The 17321-nt window shown below is 55.8% G+C and carries 14 protein-coding genes; 5 read left to right on the top strand and 9 right to left on the bottom strand.

Annotation, left to right across the window (positions count from 1 at the left end; all coding sequences use genetic code 11):
* Positions 1–394: 394 nt before the first annotated feature.
* Positions 395–1465, top strand: coding sequence for a mannonate dehydratase (uxuA, locus tag GRPL_RS23735; RefSeq protein ID WP_032689673.1), 1071 nt, complete (start codon positions 395–397; stop codon positions 1463–1465).
* A 113-nt stretch (positions 1466–1578) separates the two neighbouring features.
* On the opposite strand, the gene GRPL_RS23740 is transcribed toward uxuA, so the two are convergent.
* Positions 1579–2472 (bottom strand): LysR family transcriptional regulator, encoded by an 894-nt coding sequence (locus tag GRPL_RS23740; RefSeq protein WP_032698258.1) that lies wholly within the window; start codon positions 2470–2472, stop codon positions 1579–1581.
* A 115-nt stretch (positions 2473–2587) separates the two neighbouring features.
* Here GRPL_RS23740 and GRPL_RS23745 point away from each other — a divergent pair, with 115 nt between their 5' ends.
* Entirely contained in the window at positions 2588–2770 is a 183-nt protein-coding gene (locus tag GRPL_RS23745; RefSeq protein WP_032689671.1) for a 4-oxalocrotonate tautomerase, read from the top strand.
* Between the two features lie 61 nt (positions 2771–2831).
* Here GRPL_RS23745 and GRPL_RS23750 read toward each other — a convergent pair whose 3' ends face one another.
* The 3 genes from GRPL_RS23750 to GRPL_RS23760 form a co-directional block, all read right to left on the bottom strand.
* Entirely contained in the window at positions 2832–3353 is a 522-nt protein-coding gene (locus GRPL_RS23750; RefSeq protein WP_032698257.1) for a DUF2867 domain-containing protein, read from the bottom strand.
* Between the two features lie 201 nt (positions 3354–3554).
* Positions 3555–4883, bottom strand: coding sequence for an OprD family outer membrane porin (locus tag GRPL_RS23755; protein WP_032698256.1), 1329 nt, complete (start codon positions 4881–4883; stop codon positions 3555–3557).
* 77 nt (positions 4884–4960) lie between these two features.
* Positions 4961–5743: a histidine phosphatase family protein gene (locus GRPL_RS23760; RefSeq protein ID WP_032698254.1), complete on the bottom strand. Its 783-nt coding sequence runs from the start codon at positions 5741–5743 to the stop codon at positions 4961–4963.
* Positions 5744–6287: 544 nt separating this feature from the next.
* Between GRPL_RS23760 and surE the strand changes: the two genes are divergently transcribed.
* Positions 6288–7163, top strand: a complete 876-nt coding sequence (gene surE / locus GRPL_RS23765) for a 5'/3'-nucleotidase SurE (RefSeq protein ID WP_032697974.1) — start codon at positions 6288–6290, stop codon at positions 7161–7163.
* A gap of 53 nt (positions 7164–7216) precedes the next feature.
* On the opposite strand, the gene GRPL_RS23770 is transcribed toward surE, so the two are convergent.
* Genes GRPL_RS23770 through GRPL_RS23785 form a run of 4 tightly spaced genes read right to left on the bottom strand, consistent with a single transcriptional unit; the run spans position 7217 to position 13469 of the window.
* Positions 7217–10372, bottom strand: a complete 3156-nt coding sequence (locus GRPL_RS23770) for a CusA/CzcA family heavy metal efflux RND transporter (RefSeq protein WP_032698253.1) — start codon at positions 10370–10372, stop codon at positions 7217–7219.
* 11 nt (positions 10373–10383) lie between these two features.
* The gene (locus GRPL_RS23775; protein ID WP_032689666.1) at positions 10384–11661 is read right to left on the bottom strand and encodes an efflux RND transporter periplasmic adaptor subunit; all 1278 of its coding nucleotides are present in this window, start codon (positions 11659–11661) and stop codon (positions 10384–10386) included.
* A gap of 45 nt (positions 11662–11706) precedes the next feature.
* A complete protein-coding gene (cusF, locus tag GRPL_RS23780; protein ID WP_032698007.1) occupies positions 11707–12054 on the bottom strand; it encodes a cation efflux system protein CusF in 348 nt (115 codons plus the stop codon).
* Positions 12055–12083: 29 nt separating this feature from the next.
* Positions 12084–13469, bottom strand: coding sequence for an efflux transporter outer membrane subunit (locus GRPL_RS23785; RefSeq protein ID WP_032698252.1), 1386 nt, complete (start codon positions 13467–13469; stop codon positions 12084–12086).
* A 172-nt stretch (positions 13470–13641) separates the two neighbouring features.
* Between GRPL_RS23785 and GRPL_RS23790 the strand changes: the two genes are divergently transcribed.
* The gene (locus GRPL_RS23790; protein WP_032689664.1) at positions 13642–14325 is read left to right on the top strand and encodes a copper/silver response regulator transcription factor; all 684 of its coding nucleotides are present in this window, start codon (positions 13642–13644) and stop codon (positions 14323–14325) included.
* Positions 14315–15766 (top strand): Cu(+)/Ag(+) sensor histidine kinase, encoded by a 1452-nt coding sequence (locus GRPL_RS23795; RefSeq protein WP_032698250.1) that lies wholly within the window; start codon positions 14315–14317, stop codon positions 15764–15766. The genes GRPL_RS23790 and GRPL_RS23795 overlap by 11 nt, the downstream gene beginning before the upstream one ends.
* Positions 15767–15822: 56 nt before the next feature.
* Here GRPL_RS23795 and GRPL_RS23800 read toward each other — a convergent pair whose 3' ends face one another.
* Positions 15823–16944: a ribosomal protein uL16 3-hydroxylase gene (locus GRPL_RS23800; protein ID WP_032689662.1), complete on the bottom strand. Its 1122-nt coding sequence runs from the start codon at positions 16942–16944 to the stop codon at positions 15823–15825.
* Positions 16945–17321 lie beyond the last annotated feature (377 nt).

Raw genomic sequence — 17321 nt, 5'->3', positions numbered from 1 at the left:
CGAGAACATAATGGCGTTGAGGGTAAGCTTCCTTTTCATTGATTGTCTACTACCATACAAGATGTAATGGTAAAATTGTGACTTAACGCATGTATTTCGTCAGCGATATTCAGAGGCTGAAATAAAAGCCGGGATCAATTTAATGGTTAAAAATAAAGTCGTGTTATGGATGATGATAAATTTAAACTGAATTTGTTATTTTTTTACAAGATAAAAACAATTAACCGCAGCCAGGATAATGAAGATCGCGCTCAGCCCGCGACTCTTTTTTATCGCCTCGTCACTCTTTTTTAACGAGGTAGTTGATCAAACGATAATTACTGCATATGCTATCCAATACTAGTATGGTACATCTCGTAAAATGCATAGCAGCAACGATTAAGGCGGATAAAAAATGCAGATGACAATGCGCTGGTTTGGGCCACAGGAAGACAAAATCCCACTGGAATATATCCGGCAGGTGCCGGGTGTGGAAGGTGTTGTCGGGGCACTGTATGACGTTGCTCCCGGAGAAGTCTGGCCAGTCGAAAAAATTAAAGCTCTGGTTGACCAGGTCCATGCCGCGGGCCTGACAATGGAAGTGATTGAAAGCGTTAACATTCACGATGACATCAAAATAGGCACCCCGGCACGCGATCGCTATATCGAAAACTATAAACAGACGATCCGTAATCTGGCGGGCTTTGGCGTCAAGGTCATCTGTTATAACTTCATGCCGGTCTTCGACTGGATGAAGACCGACATGAACTACGTCCTGCCGGACGGTTCGCTGACGATGGCCTTCGAAAAAAGCGGCATCGATAAGAGTCTGGAAGAGGTCGTTAAAGAGGTTCTCGATAACGCCAACGGTTTTGCATTACCGGGATGGGAGCCCGAGCGGCTGGCTAAAGTGCAGGAGCTGTTCGCCCGCTATCGCGGAGTCGATGATACTAAGCTGCGGGAAAATCTGTTTTATTTCCTCAGAGAAATTATCCCGGTGTGCGAGGAAGTGGGGGTGAAAATGGCGATTCACCCGGACGATCCGCCGTACTCTATTTTTGGCCTCCCGCGGGTGGTGAAAAATCGGGATGACCTGGCGAAGATTTGCGATGCCGTGGATTCACCGGCGAATGGCATCACGCTGTGCACCGGGTCGATTGCGGAAGATCCGGATAATAACGTCTATGAAATTCTTGCCGAATTCACGCGTCGTAAGCGTATCCATTTTGCCCACGTACGCAACATTAAGCTGATTAAAGATAAAGATTTCTACGAATCCGCTCATCCGTCGCAGTATGGCTCGCTGGATATGTATCGCGTCATGCAGGCCCTCCATGATAATGGCTTTGACGGCTATATCCGCCCGGATCACGGCCGGTTTATCTGGGGCGAAACCGGGCGTCCCGGATACGGTCTTTACGATCGCGCGCTGGGGGTAACCTATCTGCTGGGGCTGTGGGAGGCGCTGGAGAAGAAGTCGCAATAAATCTGTTTGCCGGAGGCCTCAGCAGGCCCCCGGCAGCGTGTTTTGTGCCGTCGTCAAAACGGGCGTGTTGACCCCGGGGCGGCCCAGACATCGGTGTGAAATCGTTTCATCCGTTATTGCTGCGCGCCAAAGCGCTGTATCAGAAAATCAATTACGCTGCGCAGCTTGGCTGATGGGCGGGTATCCTGTTGATAAATAAGATACATCGGCGTTGGCTTATAGGACCACTCGGGTAGCACCGGCACCAGGCGTCCCTCGGCGATATCTTCCTTCAGCAGCGATTCCGGTTGCAGCACGATGCCGCAGCCGTTCAGTGCGGCAATCCTCAGCGCATGGCCCTGGTTAGACATAAACCGACCTTTCACTACCGCTTTAACGATCTCGCCATTGGGCCCCATCAGTTCCCAGCGATCCTGATGTATCCAGTAGGACATCCCCAGACAGCTAAAGTGACTCAGCTGATCCGGATGCGTCGGCGTCCCGTGCTGACGGAGGTAGTCGGGAGAGGCGGCAAGGATCCGCCGGTAGGCGTGCAGCGGCCGGGCAACGATATCCGTCTGGTGAATCTCACCAATATGAATACCTAACTCCGCATTCCCGCTACTCAAGTTTGGCGTTTGGTTATCCAGCGTCAGCATGACGTTGACCTCCGGGTTTTGCGCCATGTAAACGCTCAACGCCGGGACCAGTATCTGACAGCCGAAGCTGACCGGCGCCACCATATGGACCAGCCCTTTGGCTGTCGATTGCAGCTCCGTGGCGCTATTTTCGGCGAGAGAAAATTCTGCCAGCACTCGGCGACAGCGCTCATAGTAGAGCTGTCCGACCTCGGTTAACTGTTGGCGACGCGTGGTGCGGTGCAGCAAACGTGCGCCAAGCCGTTGCTCAATCGCCCGGATCTGTTTGGCCACCATGGTGGCCGATACGTCGCTGACATCGGCCGCTGAGGCAAAGCTGCCGCACTCGACAACCCTGACAAACATCTCCATTCCGGCAAGTTTATCCATGATTAACAACCTGTAGGTTCTGATTCACTCAACCTGACACCCATTTATTCGTCCTCACCTTTCGGCAAAGATTCACTCATCGACCCCAGACGGGGTCTCAAGCGGAGAGAAAAATATGCCTGTTTTACGTTTAGAATTACAGCCGGGCCGCACGCCTGAACAAAAGCGCGATTTTGCCCGTGAAGCGACCCGGGTCGCGGTTGAAACGCTGAAATGCAAACCGGAGAGCGTGGATGTGGTCATTGTCGAAATACCCAAAACGCACTGGGCTAAAGGAGGCGTATTGCCCACGGAATAGTGAGCGGGCCGCGCTTCTCGTCGCCAGCGCAGATTCACCGCGCCGCAGACCCTGGGCGCGGTTATCGCCAGCCCCTTGCCGCCGCTCTTTTGAGCATGGCGCGCACCACCAGGCGGTGGAACGGGGCAATCAACGTGATATAAAGTTTCCCGGTTCGGTTATGGCAGTGCACCACGGAAGCCAGCACCACCTCTTTTTGATTGGTCGGCGTCTCGCGACGCTGACGATGCACCACGGCAATCCTGAAATCGAGATGGCTGTCATTGGCGCCGATGATCAGCTCGTTGGCCTCGACCGCGAGTACCGGGAAAAAATCGATATGCGGAGTGCCCTCTGCGACCAGTTTTGCGCGCATCTGAGCGGAGGACTGGATCCCGAAGGGCCTGACCATAAGATCCCGACAGGCCAGCAGCCATTTGAACCAGCGCGGCGGCCTCGCCAGTACCTGTTGAGCCAGAGTATTGATATCAGCAGGCGCATCAGGAGGCAGGGTGATGGCGAAAGCATCCGCAAGCTCGGGGGAAGGGAAGAGGTTCACGATCCGGCTTTCATCGGGTAACGGCACGGTACGAATGGTTTGCAAAGCAATCCCTCGGCAATCGGTGGGCAGAGTGGCGGGGCGCAGGCTACCACAGGGAGAGCCTGACGCGCCGTTGTTCTATTGTTTCACGAAAAGATACGCGATAACGGGTTCCCGGCAGTTTACCGACGTACGGCTATTTTACGAGCGCTGAGCGTGCTGTTTCGCCTGATTGCCGGTATCACCGCGTGCCGCGGCAAGATATCAGAACAGAGCAAAGCGATACTCGATGATGACCTCGGAAGAGAGGGAGTTGGCCCGGATATAGCGTCCATCGTTCAGCACCGGCGTTTTTCCGTTCATGCGATAGGACCATCCAGGCCCGAACATCGCCCAGACGGTCAGGTTTTTTAGCTGCGGATGCGTTGGCACCCAGCGGCTAAAAGCGTTGATTTCGCCCGTGCGCACGTGGTTGCCCTTGTAGTTAAACTGCGCAATGTTGCCCGCCAGGCCTATCGCCAGCTCTGGCGTCAGGTTGTAGTCTGAAATATTCGCCAGCACCAGCTCCCCGTCACGCAGGTAGTCGCTGCCGGCGTAGGCCATCGAAATAAAGGTGCCGCGTGAGTTTTTGCTCATATGCCGGGGGAAAAAGCCGATTTCGTGGGCTTTTTCGGCATCGGTATAGCCCAGTCCCCACCTGGTGCTCCAGTTGTCCGCCTGCCATTTGACATCAATCGCATAATGTCGGGCATCGCTGTCGAAATCGCGTTTATTGGCCGGCATCGCTTGATATTCATCCAGAGCGTGAGTGGCATAAATCTGCGTACCGATATTCAGCTGCTTCAGCGGTTTGAATTGCGTGAACAGCACATGGCGGCGCAGGTAGTTATCGCTTTCACCATAGCCGTACTGTAAATTCAGCCGTTCGCTCTGCCACAGTAGATCGCCGCTGGCGATATGGTTGAGATACCGTCCGGTGTTGGTCTGGAAGCGCTTCTTATCCGGCGAGTTACGGTCCATCGAACTGTCGATATAGGCGCCGCGCAGGGTCACGTCACCGTAGTTGACGCCGCCGGTCCAGCCGAGATAGGTGGTGGGCGACAGCCGGGTAGAGGTGGAGATCACGCCAGTGTTTTTCATCATCTGCCAGCCCCAGCGGGCGTTCAGATTGAGATCGGCGAGTTGATATTTCAGCTTCATGTTGCGCTGACCAAACTTGGAAAACCCCTCGGCATTGCTCTTTTTATTACCGCTCCCGTTATTATAGAGCACGCCGCGCGAGTTAAAATAATCGCTGGCGCCCAGCTTGATAGCACCGTAATAAGTTGCATCGAAGCCAATGATATCGGCGAAATAACCTGACTGGTAATCCACGGCAACACCCTGGCCCCAGGCGTTGTGCACTTTTTTGGGTTCTGTCTCCTCTTCCTTAAGGTATTTCCAGTAGTTTTTAAGCGATAGCGTCATATGTGACTGGCTAAAAAAAGGATCGGCAAATACCGTATCAATCATATCCGCTTGCGCAACGTCATTCGCTGACCAGGCGTAGGCAGGAAGCGTCAGCAGCAGCATAGTAATAATATTGTTTTTCATTATAAACCCCGAGGCGATATGCTGCGAGCCAGCCGGGGCTGGCGTCAGCAGTTATCTGCAATAATATAATTAAGCGATCAGTTATTGTTATTGAGGGCCTGCTTGCCGGCTTCGACATATTTCATTGTGCCGATTTCTGGAACCGAATATGTGCCATTTTTATAGACAATTTTCACCACCGCGGCGTTGGCCAGCGGTTTATCTTTCGCCGTGTCGGCGGTGAGGTCGGAAATCATAATTTGCATCGCCGTGCCGGACGAAATGGCGAGGATATTTTTGTCGCCATGGGCCTCGGCATCTTCAACGAGGGTATGCAACGCTGCCTGAGTACGGCTCTTCACCTGCTGATAATTTTCCGCCATGCCCAGCGGGTCGGCTGCGGCCAGTGCGTTCTGGCTTTCAGCCACCGGCAGAGCGCCTGCCTTCATTTTGCTGAACAGCGCGGCGCTGTCTTTTAACCCCAGCTGTTTGGCGCCAGCCGCGGCCATATCCTTGTTGAAGCCGCCTTCAAAGCTGCCAAAAAAGGCTTCGCGTAGGCCTGGCAGCTCGATCGGGTGATAATGGGCGATCCCGGCCTGCTTCAGAATCACCGCCAGGGTTTCCCGCTGTCGCCCGGCATCGCTGGAATAAAAGCGGTCGAACTTCACCCCTTTTAAACCTTCGCCGAGATAACGGGCGACGCGGATACCGTCTTCAGTCAGCGGAGAATCGGCCCATCCCTGCACGCGGTCGAAGGTATTTAATAGCGTTTTCCCGTGTCGGGCAAAATAGATATTAATGCTGCCATCGTCTTTCATTTCCGCTGCTGAACAGGTTGCGGCGCTGGCGAACATGATGATTGCGGTTAGCCATTTATTCATATTGTTCTCCTGTTTATTATGTGAAAGCCAAAAAAAAACCTACGTCAGTGACTCGGGATGGGCATGTTTTATGATGCCGCCGGAGTATCTGACGTAGGTTTTGCCTGTGTTGGAAACAGTAACAATCCACTACCGTCGACCTTATCATGTTAGCGGTGGAAAAACAGGCGGAATTTGTTTTTATATTAATAAATGTGATCGTTCGCATGCCCTGTGGATTGTTACCAATAACATTTCAATCTCCGGAATATCGTTGAAGAGTGACATGGTAAATTCGTAAGAATTAGGTGTTAAGATTCAGGTTAAATATCATTTCGCAGCCTTTATTTTTAGCATAAATAGTCTGGCGTTATTGATCGTAGTCACATAATAAACCTGCTGCCTCTGGATTATCCTGTCGATACGGGGTATTTTCCCCTTGTCCTGGGATTGTAACGGAATAACGGCAAAACCTAAGAGAGCTGGCGCAAGTCAATTTGCGTGCAGCTCTCTTAGGTTTTTTTTTGCGCCAGACAAATATCTTGATACTGACTAAGGAGTTATCGTGAAAATCAACATCCTCGCCGCTGCGCTGCTCACCATACTGACCGCCTCGACTCAGGCGGCGGAAAAACCGCTCAGAATCCTGCTGGTTAACGACGATGGCTGCCAGTCGGTTGGCACCACGTCGTTGCAGGAAAAGCTGGCCGCCAAAGGGTATGACGTGTGGATGGTGGCGCCCGACACCAACCAGAGCGGCATCGGCTCAGCGATAACCTTCAAACCGGGTAAAACGTTCGATGTTAAGAAAGTGGCTGACAAGCGCTACTGCTTCCCGGGCACGCCGGCGGATGCCGTGGATTTTGGCCTGTGGGGTCTGATGAAAGAGGCGGCGCCGGACCTGGTCATTTCTGGGGTGAATGATGGTCCCAATACCGGCATGGCGCAGGTGAATTCGGGGACCGTCAGCGCTGCGGCCCGCGCGCTGCGCTACGGTTTCCCGGCGATCGCCGCCAGCATCGGCTATCGCTTCACGGAACAGGAGATGAAAAACAAATGGCCGAGCACGCATAAATACTGGCCTGATTCGGTGGATTACGTCGTGACCGTGGTGGATAAGCTGAACGCCACCCGCGAGCCGGGGACCGCCTTATTACCCAAAGGGTCGGGGCTGAGTATCAACTACCCGCCGCTGCCGGCAACGGAGATTAAAGGCGTCCATTACATCGACAATGAGCAGTTTCCTGTTCCGCAGATTAGCTATGAGCTGCAGGCCGACGGCACGGCGAAGCAGGGCATGAATCCGGCATCGCTGACGCCAACGACGGCGGACACCGACAGCGGCTGGTTGAATAAGGGCTATATCACCTACACCCTGTTTGACGGTTCGTGGAATGCGCCGCAGTTCCAGGCGCAGTATGAAAAACGGCTGGGCCGCTAATCGCGCGGTGAACAAGCGAAAGGAGCGACAATCGCCCCTTTCGCTGAGGTGGATCAGGATGCCACTTTCCGCGTCTGCCGGTGCCGGTACAGCCACATCAGCTTATACGCTGCCGGGATGATAAACAGCGACAGCAGCGGGGCGGTGATCATCCCGCCGATCATCGGGGCGGCGATGCGGCTCATCACCTCCGATCCCGCGCCGGTGCCCCATAAGATGGGCAGCAGGCCGGCGATAATCACCGCCACGGTCATCGCCTTTGGCCGCACGCGCAGCACCGCCCCCTGGTACAGCGCCTCGTCGAGCTTTTCGACGCTAAAGGTCTGCGGATTTTCCAGCGACGGGTGAGCTTCAATCGCGTGACGCAGGTACATCAGCATCACCACGCCAAACTCCGCCGCCACCCCGGCCAGCGCAATAAACCCGGTGCCGGTGGCAACCGACAGATGGAACCCCATCCCGTACAGGAACCAGATACCGCCAACGAGGGCGAACGGTACGCTGGTAATGATCAGCAGTGCCTCGCCAAAGCGGCGGAACGCCAGGTAGAGCAGGACGAAGATGATCATCAGCGTCATCGGCACCATCAGCTTCAGCTTCTGATTGGCGCGTTCGAGCAACTCAAACTGTCCGGAGTACGAGACGCTGATCCCCGGTTTCATCTGCACCTGTTCGGCGATGGTTTTTTGCAGGTCGTGAACCACGGAGACCATGTCGCGATCGCGGGCGTCGATGTAGATCCAACTGGCCGGGCGGGCATTCTCGGTTTTCAGCATCGAAGGACCGGTCACCACCTTCACTTCGGCGACGTCGCCGAGGGTGATTTGCTGTTTCATCGGGGTCAGGACTGGCAGCTGGCGCAGGGCTTCCGGGCTGTCGCGATAGCTTTGCGGGTAGCGGATGTTGATCGGATAGCGCTCGACGCCTTCTACCGTTTCGCCCACCATGGCGCCGCCGATGGCCGACGACACAAACAGCTGAACGTCGCCTACGGTCATGCCATAGCGGGCCGCTTTTTCGCGGTTGATAGCGATATTAAGATAGCGCCCGCCCACCAGGCGTTCTGCCAGCGCCGAGGTGACGCCCGGTACGGTTCGGGCGACCACTTCGATCCGTTCTGCGACCTCGTCGATATCGGAGAGTACCGTGCCGGAAACCTTAATGCCGATCGGGCTTTTGATCCCGGTGGAGAGCATATCGATGCGGTTACGAATCGGCGGTACCCACAGATTGGCCAGTCCCGGCAGGCGCACGGTCTTATCCAGCTCCTCGATAATTTTCTCCATGGTCATCCCCGCTCGCCACTGCGCCTGCGGCTTGAGCTGAATGGTGGTTTCGACCATTTCCAGCGGCGCGGAGTCGGTGGCGGTTTCTGCCTTACCGGTCTTGCCAAACACGCGGGCCACTTCCGGCACGGTCATGATCAGCTTATCGGTCTTTTGCAGCATATCCGCCGCCTGCGCAGCTGAGATCCCCGGCAGCGTCGAGGGCATATACAGCAGATCGCCTTCGTTGATCTGCGGTAAGAACTCGCCGCCGACCCGACTAAGCGGCCAGATAATCGTCAGGATCGACAGCAGGGCGACCAGCAGGGTGGTTTTCGGCCAGTGCAGAACCTTCAGCAACAGCGGATGGTAAATGCGGATCAAAAAGCGGTTGAGCGGATTACTGGTTTCCGCCGGGATCTTGCCGCGGATCCAGAAGCCCATCAGGATCGGGATCACCACGATCGCCAGCAGCGCCGCGCCCGCCATCGACCAGGTTTTGGTAAAGGCGAGGGGGCCAAACAGCTTCCCCTCTTGCCCTTCGAGGGTAAAAATCGGGATAAACGACAGGGTGATAATCAGCAGGCTGATAAACAGCGCCGGGCCGACCTCCACCGAGGCATCGGTGATAATTTTCCAGCGCGTGTCGTTGGTCAGTTTCTGCCCCGGGTGGTGGTGCTCCCACTCTTCCAGCCGCTTATGGGCGTTTTCGATCATCACGATGGCGGCGTCAACCATCGCCCCTACGGCAATGGCGATACCGCCCAGCGACATGATATTGGCGTTCAGCCCCTGAAAATGCATGACGATAAAGGCGATACAGAGCCCAAGCGGCAGCGAGATAATCGCCACCAGAGCGGAGCGGATGTGCCACAGGAACAGCGCGCAGACCAGCGCCACGACGATAAACTCCTCCAGCAACTTATAGCTGAGGTTGTCGATCGCCCGGTCGATCAGCTGGCTGCGATCGTAGGTCGTCACGATTTCCACCCCTTCCGGCAGACTGCTTTTCAGGGTCTCGAGCTTGTGTTTAACGGCGGAAATCACTTCGCGGGCGTTTTTGCCGGATCGCAGGATCACCACGCCGCCGGCCACTTCGCCTTCGCCGTTCAGTTCGGCGATACCGCGGCGCATTTCCGGACCTGTTTGCACCCGCGCCACATCGCGTAGAAAGACCGGCACGCCGTTGTCGCCGGTTTTCAACACGATATTATTGAAGTCATCCAGCGTCTGCAGGTAGCCGCTGGCGCGCACCATATACTCAGCTTCCGACAGCTCGACGGACGAACCGCCCGCCTCCTGGTTGGAGGCGTCCAGCGCGGATTTCACCGCCGACAGGCTGATGCCATACTGGGTCAGTTTCTGCGGGTCGACAACAATCTGATACTCTTTGACCACGCCGCCGACCGATGCCACTTCCGAGACATTGGGGATGGTTTTCAGCTCGTATTTTAAAAACCAGTCCTGCAGCGAGCGCAGTTCGGCGAGATCGTGTTTACCGCTGCGATCGACCAGCGCATATTCGAAGATCCAGCCCACGCCGGTTGCATCCGGTCCCATTTCGGCGCTGACGCCCGCCGGCAGTTTACCCTGCACCTGGTTGAGATATTCCAGTACCCGGGAGCGCGCCCAGTAGGGGTCGGTACCATCCTCAAAAATGACGTACACATAGGAGTCGCCAAACTGCGAGAAGCCGCGTACCGTTTTGGCTCCCGGTACCGACAGCATGGTGGTGGTCAGCGGCCAGGTGACCTGATTTTCGACGATTTGCGGCGCCTGCCCCGGATAGCTGGTTTTAACGATAACCTGCACATCCGAGAGATCCGGCAGCGCATCGACCGGCGTATGGACTATCGTCCACGCGCCCCAGAGGCTGAGAAACAGCGCGCCCATCATCACCAGAAAGCGGTTGGCCACCGAGCGACGGATTATCCATTCAATCATTTGCCATCTCCTTAGTGGGCGTGCGCCGCGGGTGTCGGCAGCGCGGCAGGCGTCTGCGCGCGCATCCTGTCCAGAGCGCCGGAAATATTGGCTTCCGAATCGATCAGGAACAGGCCGCTGGAGACCACCTTTTCGCCTTCGCTGAGGCCGGCGCTGACCGCCGTGAGGCCGCCGGATTGCTGGAACACGTCGATACGTTTCGGGATAAAGCGCCCGTCGTTGTCAACCGTGATCACCCGCTGCTCCGTGCCGGTATCGATCAGGGCTTTTGAGGGGATCAATAGCATCGGCTGGCTTTGGGTGTTCAGCCGGAGCCAGGCGTTCATTCCCGGTTTGAGCATCTCATCGGGATTATCCACCTGCAGGCGTAGCTGTAGCGTGCGGGTCGTGGCATCTGCGCTGGGCAAAATCGTCCATTTGCTGATGGTGAAGGTTTTCCCCGGCCAGGCCGGAACGGAAATCGTAAACTGCGAGCTCTCTTTAAGCAGCCAGGCAATAGATTCCGGCACCGCGGCGCTGATCCACACCGGATCCATTCCCTGAATTTTCGCCACCACGTTATCTTTGGTGATGTTCATCCCGCTGCGTAAATCAAAGGCGGTAATGACGCCATCGATCGGCGCTTTGAGGGTGAAGCGGGTCTGAATTTTGCGCGTCGCTTTTAAGCGGCGAATATCCTCTTCCGGCATGCCGGCGAGGCGCAGACGCTCGAGGATCCCCTCCACCTGGGTGGCGGTTCCGCCGGTATCCCGCAGCAGCAGATATTCGCTCTGGGCTTCGACCCAGTCCGGAATGGTCAGATCGACCAGCGGCGTGCCCTGGCGAATTTTATCGCCGACGGTCAGGGGATAGACCTTCTCGATAAATCCCGCCGAGCGCGCCTGCACAATCACAAACTGGTATTCGTTAAAACTGACGCTCGCCGGCAGCAGCTGCTCGAAATGCAGCGGGCCACGGCGAACGGGTTCGGTTTTCAGCCCCAGGTTTTGCGTCTGCGTGGGATCGATACGCACGCCGGGTGTGGAAGGGGAGGCTCCCCCTTCGTCGGCATACTTTGCTACCAGGTCCATATCCATAAACGGGGATTTTCCCGGTTTATCAAAGCGCGTATTAGGGTACATCGGGTCATACCAGAACAGCACTTTACGGGCCTCTTTTGTGCCGGTCGCTGCCGCGCTGTTCGCGGCGGTTGGGGGCGAGAACCAGGCGTACAGGCTTGCGGAGATCATGCCGCCAATAAGCATACTGCCGATAATCAGCGCGCTGTTTTTGAGGGTTAACGAGGCCATATTTGTGTCCATTCCGGTGTTATTGGGAAACTATCTCCGTGGGCGTTACTGTGCGAGATGGATATCCTGTAATAAGGACAGATTGCCCTGCTGAATAAAGGTAAAGGCCACTTTGCTGCCGGCTTTAATGTCGTTGAGCGGCGTTTGCGGGGTAAAGGTGAAACGCATGGTCATCGGCGGCCAGTTCACCGCCGGAATCGCATCATGGGCGATGGTGACCTTTTTGCTTTCCATATCAATGGATTTAACCTCGCCGGTGGCACTGATAGCCGGCGTTTGTTGCGCGGCGGGCGCGGGGTTCATCATTTCGCCATGCTGATGTTCGCTGGCCTGCGCGCCGAACATCACCGTAGAAAGAAGGCCGAAAATGAGGGTTTTAGTAAGGTGATTCATCATGCATGCTCCTGAAAGTAAATGAGGATTTATTCCACCCAGCCGCCACCGAGGGCGGTGAATAGCTTGATTTCGTTGACCTGACGGGCGTAGTTGAGGTCCAGCAGGGTTTGTTGCGTGGTGAACAGCGAACGCTCGGCATCCAGCACTTCGATATAGCTCACCGCGCCGTGCTGATAGAGCGCTCTGGCACGCTGCTGGGTCGTCTGCAGCGAAGCGAGGTAGCGTTGCTGAGCGCTGATTTGGTCAGCCAGGCTCTGGCGCAGGGCCAGCGCATCGGCGACCTCTTTGAAGGCGGCCTGAATTTTTTGCTCATAATTCACCACCGACTGCTGCTGGCGGATTTCTGCTAAATCGAGGTTGGTCTGATTGCGCCCGGCATTAAAAATCGGCAGTTCGATTTTGGGGACGAAATTCCACATCCCGCTGGCGGGGTTAAACAAGCGGGACAAATCCGCGCTGCTGCCGGACAGCGAGCTGGTTAAGGTTATCGACGGGAAAAAGGCCGCGCGCGCGGCGCCGATATTGGCGTTCGCGGCCCGTAAACCGTGCTCGGCTTCTAAAATATCCGGGCGCTGCAGCAGGATCTGTGAGGAGAGCGCCGGCGGCAAGGCGACACCGTTGATATCAAGGAGGCTGCTGGCCGCGTCATCAGGCAGATGCTGGTAGCTGCCCAGCAGCAGCTGCAGGGCGTTGTTGGCCTGCGCCAGTTCGCCTTCACGTTTGGCAATATCGGCACGGGTACTTTCGATCACCCCGCGGGCCTGCTCCAGCGCCAGGACATTGGTGCTGCCGGTCAGCAGCTGTTTCTCGACAAAGGCGTAGGAACGCTGATAGTTCTGCAATGTCTCCTTCGCCACCTGCAGCTGAGCCCAGGCCAGGCGCTGGTTGAAATAGCTCTGTGAGACGTTCGAGATTAATAAGATATGGACCGCCCGGCGGGCTTCCTCGCTGGCGAAATAGTTTTGCCTGTCCGCCTCGCTTAAGTTTTTCAGACGGCCGAAGAAATCGAGATCAAAGCTGAGGTTTAGCCCGGCCTGATAGTCGCTGGCGGTGGTGGTGTCACCTTTGAGTTTGCCGCTCCAGGTGGTGCTGGCTGCGCTATCAAGCTGCGGGTAGCGATCGGCATCAGTGACGCCATATTGCGCTCTTGCCTCCTGAACTTTGAGCGTCGCCATGCGCAAATCCCGGTTGTTCAGCAGCGCTTCGCCAATCAGCGATTTCACCTGTGGGTCAACGAAAAACGTCCGCCAGCCGCTCTCCTGATAATTTGCCGGCATCGTGACCAGCTTGTTCTGGCTGAGTGAGAACTGCTGCGGCACCGGCGAGGCCGGCTGCTGGTACTCCGGTGCTAAAGAGAGGCAGCCGGTCAGAACAAAAGTCATGCTGAGCATGATGAGCTTTAATTTACGCATAGGGCAGGACGTTTTCGGCGACGAATGAATGACGGGTACTGTACAAAACGGCCTCTGTTCGATGCGTGACAGGCAAATGACAAAGCTGTCATTTTCCTGAGAATTCATTGCTATCCGGTTTGGCTCCACTAAAATTGGAAACCCGCACAAAAGGCGCGTGAAGGAGCATGTCATGAAGATTTTGATCGTCGAAGATGAGAAAAAAACCGGGGAGTACCTGACTAAAGGGCTGACGGAGTCCGGTTTTGTCGTTGATCTGGCCGATAACGGTCTGAACGGCTATCACCTGGCGATGACCGGCGATTATGACCTGCTGATTCTCGATATCATGCTGCCTGATGTGAACGGCTGGGATATTGTCAGAATGCTGCGCGCCGCCAATAAAGGAGTGCCCGTTCTGCTGCTGACGGCTCTGGGCAGCGTTGAACATCGGGTAAAGGGGCTGGAGCTGGGCGCGGACGACTATCTGGTGAAGCCCTTTGCCTTTGCCGAGCTGCTGGCGCGGGTCAGAACTTTGCTGCGCCGCGGCGCATCGACCATGGTTGAAAGCCAGTTTCAGGCGGCGGATCTGTTCGTCGACCTGGTGAGCCGTAAAGTGACCCGCGGCGGAACGCGTATCACCCTGACCAGCAAAGAGTTCACGCTGCTGGAGTTCTTTCTGCGCCACCAGGGAGAAGTGCTGCCCCGCTCGCTGATTGCGTCCCAGGTCTGGGATATGAACTTTGATAGCGATACCAATGCCATCGACGTGGCGGTCAAACGGCTGCGGGCCAAAATCGATAATGACTTTGAACCGAAGCTTATCCAGACCGTGCGTGGCGTGGGCTATATGCTTGAGGTACCGGATGTTGAGTAAGTGGTTTCCGCGGCCCTTTTCGCTGGCTTCGCGGCTGACTTTCTTTATCAGCCTGGCCACTATCGTGGCGTTCTTTGCCTTTACCTGGATAATGATCCATTCGGTGAAAGCGCACTTTGAGGAGCGCGATGTTCACGACTTAAAGCAACTCGCGACAACGCTTGAAACGGTGCTAAACCACGGCGACTATCCGCAGGCCCAGCGCCTGGACATCGTTAAAAACGTCATTGATGGCTACGCCAACGTCTTTATCTGTCTCGATGATGCCAATGGACAGACGCTTTTCCAGTCGCCGAATGGCCCGGATCTGAGCCAGATCATGAGCACCCCCGGGCTAGTGGCCCGCCTGCAGGACGGGAGAGTGATCTCATGGAGCGACCCGCATCCGCGGACGATGACGCATGATAACCATCAGATGCAAAGCAGCGCCTGGCGGCTGATTATGCTGCCGCTCGGCAAATCGGCGGAGGGCAAACCGGCTTATTACCTGCTGATGGCGTTATCGATTGATTTCCATCTGCACTATATTAACCAACTGAAGGCGAAGCTGATTTCGGCAGCGTCGGTGATCAGCATTGTTATCATCTTTATTGTGCTGTTCGTGGTTTATCAAGGCCACAAACCGATCCGCCAGGTCAGCCGGCAGATTCAAAACATCACGTCCAAAGATCTCGACGTACGGTTAAATCCCGGGAGTGTTCCGGTGGAGCTGGAACGGCTGGTGATTTCGTTTAACCATATGTTGGAACGTATTGAAGATGTCTTCACCCGCCAGTCCAACTTTTCTGCCGATATTGCCCATGAGATCCGCACGCCGATTACCAACCTGGTGACGCAAACGGAAATCGCCCTCAGTCAGACCCGCAGCCAGAAAGAGCTGGAAGATGTGCTGTACTCCAGTCTGGAGGAGTTTTCGCGGATGTCGCGGATGGTGAGCGACATGCTGTTTCTGGCGCAGGCGGACAATAATCAGCTGATCCCCGAGCAGAAAACCCTGAACCTGGCCGATGAGGTCAACAAAGTGTTCGACTTCTTTGAAGCCTGGGCGGAGGAGAAAGAGGTAACGCTGCGTTTTACGGGAAATGGATGCTGGGTGAACGGCGACCCGCTGATGCTACGGCGGGCAATCAGCAACCTGTTGTCGAACGCAATCCGCTACACGCCGGGGCAGCAGGCGGTGACGATTCAGGTCAGTGAAACCGCCGGGCAGGCGAAGCTGGTGGTGGAAAATCCAGGGACACCGATTGCGCCTGAGCACTTACCTCGGCTGTTCGACCGTTTTTATCGCGTCGATCCTTCCCGCCAGCATAAAGGTGAGGGAAGCGGCATTGGCCTCGCGATCGTGAAGTCTATTGTCGCCGCGCATCACGGCAGCGTGGTGGTGGAGTCCGATAGCCGCTCAACGCGCTTTATCCTGACCTTGCCAAAACAGATGCCGTAAACGGCGAAAGCCTGGCAAAACCAGGCTTTCGGATAGACCAGAGCGAGGCAGCGAGATTACTCTTCGAAGTACCAGTAGCCCTGATTGATCAGGCGGACGAGTTCCGCCACAAATGCCGGATTCTGTAGCGCATCGCCCAGCTCGTCCTGACCCACGGTGGTGTACCGGCACAGAGCGTCCAGCGCATTCGCATCGGTTGTTTCCAGCTGCTCGCTGTTGACAAAGAAGCTGTCGCCGATATGCAGAACCCGTAGTCCGCTCAGGCGGCATAGCGTTTCACCCCCCGTCAGCGCATCCACAACGTCTTCTTCAGTATACGGTGGTTCGGCCGGGGCAATGTCCAGCTCATGGCGCGGGGTGGTCGCAAAGCGGCCGAACCACTGCTTAAAGTCTTCCGGCTGGTTAATCATGTCGATCATCATCGACCGCAAACGCTCGAGCTCATACTCTTCCACGCGGCCGGGATGCTCACGACAGGTGAGGTCCGGATCGCTGTAGTGCTCGCCGCCGAGATCGTTTTCCAGCGCGTAATCGGCAAAGCTGCTGATGAGATCGCGACCATTAGGGCCACGGAAGCCGACGGAGTAGTTCAGCGCGGTTTCGTGGGTAACGCCATCGTGCGGGAATCCAGGCGGGATATAGAGGATATCGCCTGGCGCCAGATCTTCATCAATGATTGGCGGGAAAGGATCGACATGCAGCAGCGCCGGGTGCGGACAGAACTGGCGCATTGGCAGCTTGTCGCCCACGCGCCAGCGACGGCTGCCCATTCCCTGAATAATAAAGACGTCATACTGGTCGATATGCGGGCCAACGCCGCCGCCGGGGACGGAGAAGGAGATCATCAGATCGTCAAGGCGCCAGTCCGGCAGAACGCGGAAGGGACGTACCAACTCGGCAGCCGGCATATGCCAGTGGTTTACCGCCTGTGCCAGCAGAGACCAGCCGCTCTCACCCAGACCGTCAAAATGTTCAAACGGCCCGTTGCTGGCCTGCCAACGATCGTTAACCAGGCTCACCAGGCGACTGTCGACTTCAGGTTCCATGGCCAGACCGGCCAGCTCATCCGGCGTAATCGGATCGACGAAGTCCGGGAAAGCATTCTTTAATACCACCGGCTGCTTTTGCCAGTACTTCTCTAAAAACTCGGGCCAGTTGATGTTCAGTTGATAAGCCATAGATTCACACCAGTCATGTAGAAACGGGCCTGATTATAGAAAGGAGTTAGCCAGCGGCGCTTTGTCATGAGTCAATACAGCCGCTTAATTCGCCATCTACGACGGCGCAGGGTGAGGGAATTAAAGAAAGAGAGAAGGGAAAATGGCGATGACGAATATCGCGCGCGCTTTTTTATGCCGCAGGGGATTTGGCCCTGTTGCCGCTGTAAGCCGCGTGGTTACTGGGTTTATCCGTTTCACGGCAACGGGGGAGAATGCGGGAAAGTTCAAATAATGAGCGTTTGATAAGTTTTTTGTATTTTAAGGCTTGCCATGCAAACAAAACTCCCTATAATGCGCTCCCACTGACACGGCAAATGTGAACGAGTTCACAGATT

The organism is Klebsiella planticola ATCC 33531 (genome assembly GCF_000735435.1).
Taxonomy (GTDB): domain Bacteria; phylum Pseudomonadota; class Gammaproteobacteria; order Enterobacterales; family Enterobacteriaceae; genus Klebsiella; species Klebsiella planticola.
This window is presented reverse-complemented; position numbering and strand designations above follow the sequence as displayed.